Below are 13,725 nucleotides of genomic sequence, written 5' to 3' on the forward strand. Positions count from 1 at the left end.
ATAAACTGCGATCTGATGTGGAAGAAATTATCGATAAGTATTATGGCCATCCTTTAAATACCTTAAATATGAGTGAAGCAGTGAATGACTTCTTTACATTAACCTACTTACATCATATCCGTATCCCATCTGATTTGACTATGCTGGGTAAGACCTTCCTTGCGGTTGAAGGTGTGGTAGAAACATTGAACCCGGAATTCAATATTATTGATGTAATTGAGCCATTTGGGGAGAAGTTGATTAAAGAAAGACTGAAGCCTAAAAACCTGGCTGACTCCTTGTGGAACAAAGTGGTGGAATTCTCAGATATCCTGGACGAAATGCCTCGCAGTTTACATGAATTAACGAATAAGCTAAAAGAGGGTAAATTTCGAGTACAAATAGAGGTGCCGCAACTAGATGTGTTCCTTGGTAAAATGGATAAGGTCGGTAACCAGCTTTCTTATGCGATTATTCTCTTATCCTTTAGTATTATTATGGCAGGCTTGATTATAGGGTCATCATCTAGAGGCAGCGGTTCTATTTTATGGCAAGTGCCTATTATTGAAATTGGATCGATTATCGCAACCTTAATGGTACTGTATTTACTTTATTCAATTTTTAAATCGGGCAGATTTTGAGAGGAAGTTTTTAAGTGGGGAATGTGAAGACGAATGCACTGCGCATATTAGATCAAAAAGGAATTGAGTATGAAATATTTCAATACGAAAATCGTGATGGGAAAATTGATGGTATTTCCGTTGCAGAGAAAATAGGCCAGGATTATCGTCTTGTCTATAAGACTCTCGTCACCATTGCAGGGAGTGGCTCTATTTATGTATTTGTGATTCCTGTAGATTCAGAGCTGGATTTGAAAAAAGCAGCTAAAGTTTCTGGTGAAAAGAAAGTTGAGATGCTGCCTATGAAAGACATACAAAAATGGACGGGTTATATCCGCGGTGGCTGTTCACCGGTCGGGATGAAAAGGCAGTATAAAACATACATAGATGAATCAGCTGAAATTCAGGAAAAAATCATCGTCAGTGCAGGGAAAATAGGAGTTCAAATGAAAGTAAAGGTTGCTGATTTACTTACATCAGTAGTAGATGGTGCTTTTGCTGACATAATACATGGGTGAAAAGGTCCGTTTAGGGCCTTTTTTCTTGTAATTCAAGGAAATACATTAGTAAATAGATAAATCGGATCTAATAAGTATAGGGTCCTTATTTTTTCGGTATATATTGATTAGTTATATTTAGATAAATATTGGTTCCTTGTGTGCCATGAAAGGTTGGTTTTTGAAATATCTGGATAAGATTGTTTACAATTTTTGGGTGTATGCCATATGATAAAGTGGTGATTGAAATTTTTTACATTTAAAATAGGGGGAGCTATATGAATAAGAAATATACCCACTTTGAAACTGCTGCTATACATGCCGGATATGATTCAAACGAACATCAGGGAAGTCTATCTATGCCAATCTATCAAACTTCCACCTTTACATTTGAAACTGCTGAACAGGGGGAACAACGATTTGCTGGTACAGATAGTGGATTTATCTATTCGAGATTAGGTAATCCAACCGTACGCTCACTAGAAGAGAAAATAGCTGTATTGGAAGGAGCTGAGGAAGGAATTGCATTTGGGTCCGGTATGGCTGCTGTATCAGCTGTTTTAATGGAACTTACCAAGACAAATGATCATATTCTATGCTCACTCGGTATTTATGGTTGTACATTCGATTTATTAGTAATGATGAAGGAGAAATATAATATCCATCATGACTTTAGTCCGATGGAAACAGAGGAACAGATTCAGGAGTTAATTAAACCTGAAACAACGTGTATATTTGTTGAGACGCCAATTAACCCAACAATGAGAGTCATTGACTTGGAAATGGTGGCACGAGTGGCTAAAAGAAATGGGATCCCTGTCGTTGTGGATAATACATTTCCTTCGCCATACTTGCAACAACCTCTTCAGCTGGGATGTGACATAGTTGTACACAGTGCAACTAAATATATTTGCGGACATGGAGACGTTGTAGCGGGCTTGGTTGCCGGTTCTCATGAATTCATATCACGAGTTAGAAAAACAATGTTAAAGGACGTCGGGGGAATCATGGCGCCTTTTGATGCCTGGTTATTGTTAAGGGGAATCAAAACCTTGCCAATTCGTATGGACCGTCATAGCGAAAATGCTCAAAAAATTTATGAGCAGCTAAAAGAACATCCAAAAGTTGAGCAGATTTATTACCCTGGGGATCAGAAAAATGTTGGATACGAGGCAGCTATGAAACAAATGCGTCAGCCAGGAGGGGTTATCGCTTTTGAAATAAAAGGTAGTAAAGAGGATGCGCAAGCCTTTCTTAATAGGATGAAGCTTATTAAAATCGCAGTCAGCTTAGGGGATGTCGAAACATTGATTTGTCACCCCGCTTCAATGACACATGCCATTATTCCAGAAGCTGAACGTTTGGAAATGGGTGTTACAGACCAATTGCTGCGCGTATCCGTTGGATTAGAAAACTGGGAAGATCTATGGGGGGATATCAAACAAGCGCTAGGAATGAATAGGGTTTAACTATAAAGGGGCTGAATCTTTATTATAGAGATTCAGCCTTTAACGTGTGGAGAATAGCTCTTGTTAGGATTTCGATACCATCTATTATACAAGAACGATCAAATGTCATATTTGGGTGATGAAGCCCTGGAGCTAAATCAGCACCCAACGCCAGCATGGTTGCTTTTATGGAAGGACGAAGTTTCGTATAAAAATGAAAATCGTCACTTCCGGGAGTTAACACCGTGGGTCTTAGAGCTTTACGCCCCATTGTATCCAAAATAGCTTCTTCCATAAATTGCGCCGCTTTGGCGGAGATGATGGAAGCCGGTGTATCTGGATATGGCTCTAGTTGGATATGAATGCGGAAGATTGATTCTAATTGGGTAAAGGTTTGCTGTATTTGCTCCTTAATGATGTGCAGGTCTTCGTTTGATTGAGCCCTGGCATCAATTCCAAACAAAGCAGTACCTGGTATGACATTTAAATTTTCATTTCCTGTTTCGAATCTGGTAATTTTGATGGAATGTGGTTTCATCGGTGACAGTTTAATTTGTTGAAGCAGCTGATGCATCATAATTAGGACATCTATTGAACTTGTCCCTAAATGAGGCCGTGCTCCATGTGCATCTTCTCCAATGATTTTTCCTGAAACATGATAGGTTGCCCCATGATTGATCGCAGGAGCTGCCATGCCAAGAGGCAGCTCCTCTATTGGACGAAGATGGAGACCGTATAAATAATCAACGTCATCTACAATTCCAAGATTCGTTACAGCCTTGGCACCTTCACCCGTTTCTTCTGCCGGCTGAAAGATAAATCGAACTGTTCCTTTTTCTTGTTCAGTCCCAGTCAATTCTTTGAGCATCAAGACTGTACCCAATACGATTGACATGTGCGCATCATGTCCGCATGAATGATTAGCTTTAAAGGTTCCATCACATTCCTGCCAAAGGGCATCCATATCCGCTCGTAAAGCAATGACTGGCTTGCCGGAGCCTATTTCAGCAACTAAACCGGGAAATGAGGGGAAAGCATTGCACTTAATCCCTTCTTCGCTTAATCGCTTTTCAATAAAGGCCGCAGTCTCGTGCTCTTTCCAGCTTATCTCAGGATGTGAGTGTAAATATTCAAAAATGGAATGTATATAGGGTTCAAGTTGCCTAAGTTTTGTCTTCAAAGTGAATGGATCCTTTCATTAGTCGTTGCGGCAATACTGTTTAGTAATCTGTTATGATAGTGTACGCATCTTTTGTTGAAAGTTTCCTACGGATGAAATTGTATATTATTTCAACTATTATAAATACTTATGTACAATGGATTTAATGCTTTATGAAGGGGAGAAATAAATGAATACTTTAGATGAAATTCTTGCTTATAATCGTGAATTTGTAAACAAGGAAGAATATTTGCCATACGAGACCACTAAATTTCCCGATAAAAAAATGGTTATAGTAAGCTGTATGGACACAAGGCTGGTTGAGTTGTTACCAAGGGCCATGAATATTGCTAACGGAGATGTCAAAATTATAAAGACTGCCGGAGCGATCGTAAATCATCCATTTGGCGGTGTGATGCGTTCCATCATTGTCGCTATTCATGCATTGGGAGCAAGAGAAGTATTTATTGTAGGTCATGAGGATTGCGGTATGGCTGCCATGGATCCAAATCAATTGATTGGACAAATGACTGATAATGGAGTACCTGAAGAGACCTTTTCTACTTTGGAGCATGTTGGAATAGATGTGAAGCAGTGGGTTAAGGGCTTTTCTAATGTACATGAAAGCGTTACGGAAAGTGTTAATCTGGTTAAGAATCATCCGTTAATGCCGGCATCTATACCAGTTACGGGAATGGTTATTCATCCATCGACTGGGGAACTATCTGTTGTCGTCAATGGATATGAAAAAGTGAAATCGGAATAAGTTTTTAATGAATGACGTGGGGACACGTCATTTTTGTTTGATTAAAGGGATTATGACCATTAGTTAGTGTAATCTATTTGGCGATGTCCTTTAACCTTGAAGACTAAATACGATGAGTTAAATTAATTTGTAAGTAAAAAACTCGCCAATCATGAATCAGCATCAAATAGGTGCTGTGTTAACATGAATAGCGAGTTTTTATTTAAATCTTCACTATTTATCCAGTTTTTCAACTAGATTATCGAGTTCATTAAAGCTATGAGAAATGCCGGTTATTAGCTGGTTTTGCTCTTCGATATTAGCGAGAATCTCCTGTGAGGATGCAGAACTTTCCTGTGTAAAGCTGGATATTCGGATAATCTCTGTGCTATCCTTTGAGATTCGTCTGTAAGCTGATTAAGTATGTTCTGAACTTTATTGGCCTCATCAGAAACGTCCTTGCTCGTCTCTTTAATACGGTTAAAGGTTGAACTCATTAAGCTTATGGTCTGCTCACTTTGAATAATGGCATCTTGCCCTAGATTTACCTGGACTGCAGCATCCACTGTTTTTTTCTGAATCCCATTAAGGATATTGGCAATTTCCTGTGTGGATTGCCTGGTATCCTCAGCAAGCTTACGTACTTCTTCAGCAACGACAGCAAAGCCTTTTCCATGCTCACCAGCTCTCGCCGTTTCTATTGCTGCATTAAGTGCCAGCAAATTGGTTTGAGCAGAGATATCTGTTATTTTGCTGACTATTTCCTCGATTTATAATTCTGATTCCGCAGTTCTGTCATAACTGAAACAGTGCCTGTAACAATTTCTTTTACTTTAACCAAATCCTCTGTAACCTTTTTTACTTGGATATCTCCCTGCTCGATGATTTCGATTGTAGAGGCGGTATACTTACTCATCTCCGAAGAGGCTTGAGCTGCAAAATGGACAGATTCATCATTCATCTGGACTGATTTATTCATTTATCGCTTGGATTAATCCAACATGAAAGAAATTCCACAGAAGGACACAAGTAAAAGTAAACTAAATAATAGAGACAAGCTGTCTATTTCGTTTTTCAATAAGCTTTATTTTATCCATCTTACACCCCCGAAAATATGCACTATTTATGTATCGGCTTCATAAAAAAATATCGAGAGTCTTGGATAACTTTTTGTGGAATATTTTTGAATTTAATTACTGTGTTTAAAGAGGGATATTAGCTGGGAGGTTTTTGGGGTGAGATCTAAAATAAGAGCCAGATAAACTGGCTCCATGCTCACTGTTTTTCGGGCTCGTATTTCTTTTCGCTGGAAGAAGTACTCTTCGTAGCAGTCTTATCTTTTTCTTCTAGATTTTCTTCTCGTAAATCCTCGATAGGAATGGTGTCAACATGCTGTTCATCTTCAAACTTATCGAGCATATGCTCTTTGTCTGTCATCGAGTTTTCAGGATTGTCCATTTTTTTCTTTGATAATGGTTTTTCCTTTGTCATGTGTATTCACTCCCATTGTTCGTTTCTTATTCTATACCCGTATAGAATAAGAATACACATTATTTGGAAGTGAAGGACTCTTTGTGAGTTGAGTATTGGGCTAGCCATGTTCGATTAACTTCAAAACCGATTCCGGCTTGTTCAGGAACTTGAATGACACCGTTCTCGACAATCACGTTAGGAAACGTAATATCTTGCTCCCAATAATGGCTAGAGCTTGAAATGTCACCTGGCAGATTAACCTGTGGCATGGAGGCCAGTGCAATCGTATGGGCCCGGCTAATACCAGATTCAAGCATACCGCCGCACCAAACGGAAATATTTTTGGCTTCACAAAGATGAAGAATTTTAATAGCTTTTGATAACCCGCCGACTCGTCCAATTTTTAAATTAATCACTTGGCAGCTACCCAGGGCAATTGCTTGTTTGGCGTTCTCAAATGATTGAATGCTTTCATCCAAGCATACCGGTGTCGCGATATGTTGCTGAAGAATGGCATGCTCATAAAAATCATCAAAACGAAGCGGCTGTTCAATCATCATTAAATCAAATTCATCCAGCGCTTTTAAAAGATCCATATCTGCTAAACAATAGGCCGAATTTGCATCAGCCATAATGGGTAATTGAGGGTATCTCCTACGAACAGTCCGAATAAGAGAGATGTCCTGACCGGGTTTGATTTTAAGCTTAATTCTCTTATATCCTTGCTCAAGGCTATGATCAATCAGGCGAAATAAATGTTCATCTGAGGTCTGTAGTCCGATACTAACTCCTGTTTCAATCTCGTTTTTAGTTCCACCTAAAGCTCTCGATAAGGATTTATTATTTTTCTTCGCATATAAATCCCAAATTGCGCCTTCAAGAGCTGATTTAGCCATTGGATTTTTGCGAACAGGAGAAAAAAGATGCTGAAGCTCATCCGGATGATAGATTGGCTGCTGGATGAGTTTGGGGATTAAAAAATCTTTCATAATATGTGCAGCTGTTTGGAGTGTTTCCTCCGTATACCAAGGTTCTCGGAAGGCAACACACTCACCCCACCCAACGATTCCATCGCTATCAACCATTTCAATAATAATCATTTCTCTATCTTTCAAGCTTCCAAAGCTTGTAGTAAAGGAATTCTTTAGTTCCATTGAAATATAGTGGAGAGTAATCTCTTTAATATTGATAGAAATATCCATTGTACCCGCTCCTTTAATTGTAAGAATACCGTACCATATCTGATTAGCCGCGGCAAAATTGAGAACATGGTAAATAACATTTAACTGAATATTCAACCAAATACTGCTATAATTTTAGAAAAAGATAGAAAAAGTGGGGGAGAAGGTATGGGTCATTGGAATACAAAGGAAGGGATTTTGGAATTATTATATCGCCTTGTAAAAGTGCCAAGTGTAACGGGCACAAGGGGTGAGCTGCGTATGGAGGATGAAATTTCTGCGATCCTTAAGGAAATGCCTTATTTTCAAAAGTACCCCAATCAAATATACAGAAAAGAAATTACAGGAGATCTATTAAATCGAAAAGCAGTTGCTGCTTTTTATCAAGGGAGTAAAACGAGTAAAAAAACAATTATACTTTTAAGTCATTATGATGTAGTAGGGGTTGAAGATTACGGACGCCTTGCACCGCTCGCTTTTTCACCATTGGAATGTACAAGTGCAATGGCAGAGGAAAACCTTTCAGATGATGCCGAGCAGGATTTGAAGTCTGGGGAGTGGATCTTTGGAAGAGGAATTATGGATATGAAAGCCGGACTTGCTATTCAGATGGCCTTACTATCAGAAGCTGCCGAACATGGCGATTTGAAGCATAACCTATTATTTTTAGCAACACCGGATGAAGAGAGATATTCGGCCGGAATGTTTGCGGGAGTTGAGTTGATTAAAGGAATCAGGGACCAATACCAACTTGATTTGGAAGTGGCCATTTGCTCGGAGCCGAGTTTTGGTGCATATCCAGGAGACCGAACAAAATATTTTTATACAGGATCTGTGGGTAAGTTGCTGCCCTTAATTTTTTGTGTCGGAACTGAAACACATGTGGGCGAACCGCTCGAAGGTATGAATGCCGCCTGGATGGCAGGTGTAATAGCGGAAAGACTGGAGTTATCCTTAGCCTTTTTAGAACATGAACGCGGGGAACAGAATCCTTTGCCTACGATATTAAAATTAATGGATTTAAAAGAAGCGTATAATGTCCAAACGCCAACTGCAGCATATGTACTTGCAAACATCCTTACATTAAAGCAAAATCCGGAAGAAGTCATAAACAAGCTGAAAGATATTGGTGAAGAAAGCAGCCAGTATATAGAAGGACGGCTATCAAATATTTATGATTTACTTGGGTATGGAGGACATGGTTCAAGAAAGTCAATCCTTAAGCCAAGGGTATACACGTATCAAGAGTTATTTGATAAGGGCTGTAGAGAATTTGGCCATGTGTTTGTTAAAGAAATAAACGCAAAGATTGCATTGCTTGAACAGGACGCAGGCATGAACATGGCCAAATTAACAGCTGAAATTGCAGATGTAGTGGCATCTTTTTTCAAATCAGAGGCTCCTTTCTATATGATTATGCTCGCTCCACCTTATTATCCGCACGTTTATTTGGAAGATGATGAAAGGGATCAGAAAGCAAAAGGACTAGTAGAGCAATGCGTTAGGACCGCTAAAGAGAAATTTAATGAAGAAATAAAGATCATGTCATATTTTCCAGGCCTTTCTGATGTAAGTTATTGCCGTTTGCGCGATCGTGATTTAGTGATGCCGGTATTAGAAAATGAAATGCCTCTATATGGGAGTGGTTATAATCTTCCGCTTTCTATTATTGGGGAATTGGATATACCAGCCGTAAATATCGGTCCATATGGTAAGGATGCGCACAAACGTACAGAAAGGCTGCATATTCCATTTTCCACTGAGGTTGTTCCCAAATTGCTTAAGCAAGTGGTCTATGGCTACCAATAATGATGTTCTTTTTGTACTATATTGCCTCAACTTACCTGCGATAATTCTCGCCTTTCTGCAGAAAATGATAATAAGGGAAGGAGGTAGAATTATGGCAAGAGGTAAAGGTTTTAATCATAAACGTAAAAGTCATCCTGGGAATTTTCCTCATCATGCTGAAACGGGCGGAAATCAGGAGCAACATACAAACCATGAACAATATATTGTGACGAAGGAAGCCTTTAAAAATAGATCAGACGTGCATAAATGACAGAATTGTTATATAATGGTATTTATAAAAGGCATCTGTATTTAAGAACAGATGCCTTTTATAGTACAGTTTGTCTTTTTGTGTGGATTTTACTATAACAGTTCCACTAGCTTTCCGAGGGTTCTAAAGTTAGAATTATTCGAAAATAGTTAGAAAAGATTGATTTAACAATAATGTTTTCGATTTCACTGGATTGTCATAATTTACATGTTCACTTTTTCACATATAACGTGTATTATAGGTCTATAGATAGCTGTTATATAAATTTAAAAGTTGAACATCTAGAAGCTAGAAAAATATTCCTGAATGTAATATTAGGAGGTAAAATAAAATGGCAATGGTTATGGATAAAGTAAATACTCAAGATCCATGGAGAGGCTTTGCTGGCGGAGACTGGCAGAAAGAAGTTAATACACGTGACTTCATCATGAAAAACATCACTCCATACACTGGAAATGATGAATTTTTAGAAGGTCCAACTGAAGCAACAAAAGAATTATGGAAACAAGTAATGGAGCTTACTAAGCAAGAACGTGAAGCAGGCGGCGTACTTGATCTTGATTCTACAATCGTTTCAACTATCACTTCCCATGGTCCTGGATATTTAAATAAAGATTTAGAAACTATCGTTGGTTTCCAAACTGATAAACCATTTAAACGCTCCCTACAACCATTCGGTGGTATCCGTATGGCAGTAGCTGCAGCAGAATCATACGGATTCACAGTTGATGAAGAAGTTCAAAAAATCTTCACTGACTACCGTAAAACACACAACCAAGGTGTATTCGATGCTTACACTGATGAAATGAAACTTGCTCGTAAAGCTGGTATCATCACTGGTCTTCCAGATGCATACGGACGTGGACGTATCATCGGTGACTACCGTCGTGTTGCATTATACGGTGTAGACTTCTTGATTGCTGAACGTAAGAAAGATTTGAAAAACTACGGTTTAAGAACAATGTCTGAAGAAGTTATTCGTCAACGTGAAGAATTAAGCGAACAAATTCGTGCGTTAGGTGAATTGAAACAACTAGCTGAAATTTACGGATACGATATCTCTAAACCAGCTACAAACGCAAAAGAAGCGGTACAATGGCTATACTTTGCATACCTAGCTGCAATCAAGGAACAAAACGGTGCGGCAATGTCTCTTGGACGTACTTCTTCTTTCCTTGATATTTATTTCGAGCGTGACCTTCGTGAAGGCACATTAACAGAACAAGAAGCACAAGAGATCATCGACCACTTTGTTATGAAGCTTCGTCTTGTAAAATTTGCTCGTACACCTGATTACAACCAATTGTTCAGTGGAGACCCTACTTGGGTAACAGAATCAATCGGTGGTATGGCATTAGATGGAAGAACTCTTGTAACGAAAAACTCTTTCCGTTTCTTGCACACATTATCAAACCTTGGACCAGCTCCAGAACCAAACTTGACTGTACTATGGTCTACGAAGTTCCCAGAAGGGTTCAAACGTTTCTGTGCAAAAATGTCTATCCAAACAAGTGCGATTCAGTACGAAAATGATGACATCATGATCAGAGAATACGGCGATGACTACGGAATTGCATGCTGTGTATCCGCAATGCGTATCGGTAAACAAATGCAATTCTTCGGAGCTCGTGCGAACCTTGCAAAAGCATTGCTTTATGCAATCAACGGCGGTGTGGATGAAAAACTTAAAATTCAAGTTGGACCGAACTTCAAAGCAATTACTTCTGACGTGTTAGACTTTGATGAAGTTATGGCTAACTTCGATAGCACAATGGAATGGCTTGCAGAGCTATACATCAATACATTGAATGTAATCCACTACATGCACGATAAGTATAGCTATGAGCGTATTGAAATGGCATTACATGATGTTGAAATCCTTCGCACAATGGCAGCGGGAATTGCTGGATTGTCTGTAGTAGCTGACGCATTAAGTGCGATTAAATATGCACAAGTTAAACCAATCCGTGATGAAAACGGTGTGGCAGTTGACTTTGAAATCATCGGTGATTTCCCTAAATACGGAAACAATGATGATCGCGTAGACAGCATGGCTGTTGAGCTTGTTCGTAACTTTATGACTAAATTGAAAAAGCATAAAACATACCGTAGCTCTGTGCACACACAATCCATTCTTACAATTACTTCTAACGTAGTATATGGTAAGAAAACTGGTAACACTCCAGATGGACGTCGCGCTGGCGAACCATTCGCACCAGGTGCGAACCCAATGCACGGACGTGATACAAAAGGTGCTCTAGCTTCTCTATCTTCTGTATCTAAGCTTCCATACGATTGCTCTTTAGACGGTATTTCTAACACATTCTCTATGGTGCCAAAAGCACTTGGACGTGAAGAAGAACAACGCGAAGCGAACCTTGCAGCAATCTTAGATGGTTATGCTTCTAAAGAAGGCCATCACTTAAATATCAACGTATTTAACCGTGATACATTGTTGGCTGCTATGGAACATCCAGAAGAGTATCCGCAATTAACAATCCGTGTATCTGGATACGCTGTTAACTTCATCAAGTTGACTCGTGAGCAACAAATTGACGTTATCAACCGTACGTTCCACGAAACTATGTAATATAGAAGTACTTGTTACTAGGAGGTCTCCCTGTATTAGCAGGGAGACTAACTTTTAACTTCCCATTGGATATTTTTAGAAAAGAAAGGATGGGATCTCATGACAACATATGGAAATATACATTCCGTTGAAACATGCGGCACAGTAGATGGCCCGGGGATCCGCTACATTGTCTTTACGCAAGGGTGTTTGTTGCGCTGCCAATATTGCCATAATGCCGATACGTGGTCAATTGGAACAGGCAAGCAAATGAGTCCAGAAGAAATTGTTAAAGATATTGAATTATATAAACCATTCATGGATGCATCAGGCGGTGGAGTTACCGTCAGTGGTGGAGAACCGCTATTGCAAATTCCTTTTATTATAGAACTGTTTAAATTATGTAAGGAAAGAGGAATTCACACGACCATTGATTCCTCGGCCGGCTGTTTTTCGAGATCACCAGAATTTTTAGAGCAATTCGATGAACTGCTTGAATATACAGACTTGATCCTACTGGATATTAAACACATAGATAGCAAACGCCATATTAAGCTAACTGGTAAACCGAATGAACATATTTTGGATTGCGCCCGTTATCTTTCTGACAAAGGACAACCGGTTTGGATCAGACACGTACTAGTTCCAACCGTTAATGATCAGGATGAATACTTGGAGAGAATGGGTCAATTCTTAGGAACACTTAATAATATTGAAAAGGTAGAAATCTTACCATATCATCAATTAGGTGTTTATAAATGGGAAACTCTTGGCTACAAATATCCACTGGCGGGAATCCAATCTCCTAGTGATGAACAAGTAGAGCATGCCTACAAAATGCTAACCAAGTATATGAAAAAGCCAGCTTAAAAAAGAGCATGGAAGAATAAGTTAAATAATTAAAGGCCAAACAATAGGTGTTACGCTTAAAAAAATAGTAGGATAAACCTCATGAAGGTTTATATCCTACTATTTTTTTGTTATAAATGAAAGATAAAGGTAAATTTCAAAGGAGGGGTACAAGTGCTAATCAATTGGAAAGCAGAAGATAAAAGATGGATAATTGGTCAAATTCAACAATATTTTCAAAAAGAGCGTGATGAAGAGATTGGAGAACTGGCTGCAGAGAATATTTTGGAGTTTTTCACAGAAACGTTAGGACCTCATTTTTACAATGCTGGAGTGAGGGATGCTGGGAAACATGCTGAAGCATATGCTGCACGTTTGGAAGAAGACTTATACGCATTAATGCGACCAATAAAAAAATAGATTTTAGTAAACCTTCCTGAAAAGAGAAGAAGAGTTTAGCATTTATATTGAAATATCTCCAAGTGATATGCTGACTGGTTAAAATAGAATGCCAGTACAACTAGTATGTAAAGGTTTACACTTATTACAAATGGGTATAAAATAAGCAAAATAAAAAGGCGAAGGATGTCCGCCTGTAAAATAGAATTTATAATCTTTTAGCTCCTACATAACGTTTCTTCCAATAAGATGAGCTTAGTGAATCTGTTTTTACACCTTTAGAAACAGAGTGAATGACTTTATTACTTCCAATGTAGATCGCTACATGGGAGACCCCTTTTCCGGAAGTATTAAAGAAAACTAAATCTCCTTTTTTTAACTTAGATTTAGCAATCTTTTTCCCCTGTTTATACATACTGGTTGAGGTCCTTGGAAGTTTCTTTCCTGCTGCTTTTTTGAAGGTATACCCCACAAAACCAGAGCAATCAAATCCTTTAGGTGTTGTTCCGCCGTATCGATAAGGCGTTCCTACATATTTTTTCCCGGTTGATACAACTTTGTTGGCTTTACTAGTCGACATAGCAGCTGAGGCTTTAGATTCAAATGGTCCAAATGGCACAAGCGTGGATGACAGAAAAATAGCAAGAGCAATAATTATTTTTTTCATAGTGACCCCCGAAATGTTTTTTGGCAGCATTGTTAAATCTTACCGCCTTTTCTCTACTTTACTACTATAACTAAAATACT

The 13,725-nt window shown here is 38.8% G+C and carries 13 protein-coding genes and 2 pseudogenes; 9 read left to right on the top strand and 6 right to left on the bottom strand.

The features are described from left to right. From AC4D4B_RS18860 to megL, 3 genes and pseudogenes are all read left to right on the top strand, one after another. Positions 1-620, top strand: a pseudogene (locus AC4D4B_RS18860) (ABC transporter); the annotation flags it as partial. Between the two features lie 14 nt (positions 621-634). Continuing rightward, positions 635-1,117, top strand: coding sequence for a Cys-tRNA(Pro) deacylase (gene ybaK / locus AC4D4B_RS18865; RefSeq protein WP_490996786.1), 483 nt, complete (start codon positions 635-637; stop codon positions 1,115-1,117). Positions 1,118-1,374: 257 nt separating this feature from the next. Then, positions 1,375-2,565: a methionine gamma-lyase gene (megL, locus tag AC4D4B_RS18870; protein ID WP_491000794.1), complete on the top strand. Its 1,191-nt coding sequence runs from the start codon at positions 1,375-1,377 to the stop codon at positions 2,563-2,565. A 22-nt stretch (positions 2,566-2,587) separates the two neighbouring features. On the opposite strand, the gene AC4D4B_RS18875 is transcribed toward megL, so the two are convergent. Then, complete coding sequence (locus tag AC4D4B_RS18875) at positions 2,588-3,724, bottom strand: amidohydrolase (RefSeq protein WP_491000795.1); 1,137 nt, start codon at positions 3,722-3,724, stop codon at positions 2,588-2,590. Positions 3,725-3,893: 169 nt separating this feature from the next. Here AC4D4B_RS18875 and AC4D4B_RS18880 point away from each other — a divergent pair, with 169 nt between their 5' ends. Continuing rightward, on the top strand, positions 3,894-4,469 hold the full coding sequence (locus AC4D4B_RS18880) for a beta-class carbonic anhydrase (RefSeq protein ID WP_490996783.1): 576 nt from the start codon (positions 3,894-3,896) through the stop codon (positions 4,467-4,469). A 275-nt stretch (positions 4,470-4,744) separates the two neighbouring features. On the opposite strand, the pseudogene AC4D4B_RS18885 reads toward AC4D4B_RS18880, so the two are convergent. The 4 genes and pseudogenes from AC4D4B_RS18885 to menC all read right to left on the bottom strand — a co-directional run. Beyond that, a pseudogene (locus tag AC4D4B_RS18885) lies at positions 4,745-5,218 on the bottom strand (methyl-accepting chemotaxis protein); the annotation flags it as partial. Then, complete coding sequence (locus AC4D4B_RS18890) at positions 5,206-5,427, bottom strand: hypothetical protein (protein ID WP_491000796.1); 222 nt, start codon at positions 5,425-5,427, stop codon at positions 5,206-5,208. The pseudogene AC4D4B_RS18885 and the gene AC4D4B_RS18890, both read right to left, overlap by 13 nt. Positions 5,428-5,723: 296 nt before the next feature. Next, positions 5,724-5,939, bottom strand: coding sequence for a YczO family protein (locus AC4D4B_RS18895; protein WP_490996782.1), 216 nt, complete (start codon positions 5,937-5,939; stop codon positions 5,724-5,726). Between the two features lie 59 nt (positions 5,940-5,998). Then, positions 5,999-7,117, bottom strand: coding sequence for an o-succinylbenzoate synthase (gene menC, locus AC4D4B_RS18900; RefSeq protein ID WP_490996794.1), 1,119 nt, complete (start codon positions 7,115-7,117; stop codon positions 5,999-6,001). 153 nt (positions 7,118-7,270) lie between these two features. Between menC and AC4D4B_RS18905 the strand changes: the two genes are divergently transcribed. The 5 genes from AC4D4B_RS18905 (at position 7,271) to AC4D4B_RS18925 (ending at position 12,999) form a co-directional block, all read left to right on the top strand. Further along, positions 7,271-8,911 carry a M20/M25/M40 family metallo-hydrolase gene (locus tag AC4D4B_RS18905; RefSeq protein ID WP_490996781.1) on the top strand — a complete coding sequence of 547 codons (1,641 nt, stop codon included), beginning with the start codon at positions 7,271-7,273 and terminating at the stop codon, positions 8,909-8,911. A 91-nt stretch (positions 8,912-9,002) separates the two neighbouring features. Continuing rightward, a complete protein-coding gene (locus AC4D4B_RS18910; RefSeq protein WP_175354311.1) occupies positions 9,003-9,161 on the top strand; it encodes a hypothetical protein in 159 nt (52 codons plus the stop codon). Positions 9,162-9,492: 331 nt separating this feature from the next. After that, positions 9,493-11,751 (top strand): formate C-acetyltransferase, encoded by a 2,259-nt coding sequence (gene pflB, locus AC4D4B_RS18915; RefSeq protein ID WP_490996780.1) that lies wholly within the window; start codon positions 9,493-9,495, stop codon positions 11,749-11,751. Positions 11,752-11,850: 99 nt separating this feature from the next. Next, entirely contained in the window at positions 11,851-12,600 is a 750-nt protein-coding gene (pflA, locus tag AC4D4B_RS18920; protein WP_066108295.1) for a pyruvate formate-lyase-activating protein, read from the top strand. Between the two features lie 153 nt (positions 12,601-12,753). Beyond that, positions 12,754-12,999 (top strand): DUF2164 domain-containing protein, encoded by a 246-nt coding sequence (locus tag AC4D4B_RS18925; RefSeq protein WP_490996779.1) that lies wholly within the window; start codon positions 12,754-12,756, stop codon positions 12,997-12,999. Between the two features lie 187 nt (positions 13,000-13,186). Here AC4D4B_RS18925 and AC4D4B_RS18930 read toward each other — a convergent pair whose 3' ends face one another. Next, positions 13,187-13,645, bottom strand: coding sequence for a C40 family peptidase (locus AC4D4B_RS18930; RefSeq protein WP_490996778.1), 459 nt, complete (start codon positions 13,643-13,645; stop codon positions 13,187-13,189). Positions 13,646-13,725 lie beyond the last annotated feature (80 nt).

The organism is Pradoshia sp. Z6_59 (assembly GCF_058267515.1).

Coding starts and splice junctions, on each gene's coding strand:
- megL (WP_491000794.1), top strand. CDS start 1,375: ATGAATAAGAAATATACCCACTTTGAAACTGCTGCTATACATGCCGGA.
- AC4D4B_RS18895 (WP_490996782.1), bottom strand. CDS start 5,939: ATGACAAAGGAAAAACCATTATCAAAGAAAAAAATGGACAATCCTGAA.
- AC4D4B_RS18910 (WP_175354311.1), top strand. CDS start 9,003: ATGGCAAGAGGTAAAGGTTTTAATCATAAACGTAAAAGTCATCCTGGG.
- pflA (WP_066108295.1), top strand. CDS start 11,851: ATGACAACATATGGAAATATACATTCCGTTGAAACATGCGGCACAGTA.
- AC4D4B_RS18880 (WP_490996783.1), top strand. CDS start 3,894: ATGAATACTTTAGATGAAATTCTTGCTTATAATCGTGAATTTGTAAAC.
- AC4D4B_RS18890 (WP_491000796.1), bottom strand. CDS start 5,427: ATGAATAAATCAGTCCAGATGAATGATGAATCTGTCCATTTTGCAGCT.
- AC4D4B_RS18905 (WP_490996781.1), top strand. CDS start 7,271: ATGGGTCATTGGAATACAAAGGAAGGGATTTTGGAATTATTATATCGC.
- AC4D4B_RS18930 (WP_490996778.1), bottom strand. CDS start 13,645: ATGAAAAAAATAATTATTGCTCTTGCTATTTTTCTGTCATCCACGCTT.
- pflB (WP_490996780.1), top strand. CDS start 9,493: ATGGCAATGGTTATGGATAAAGTAAATACTCAAGATCCATGGAGAGGC.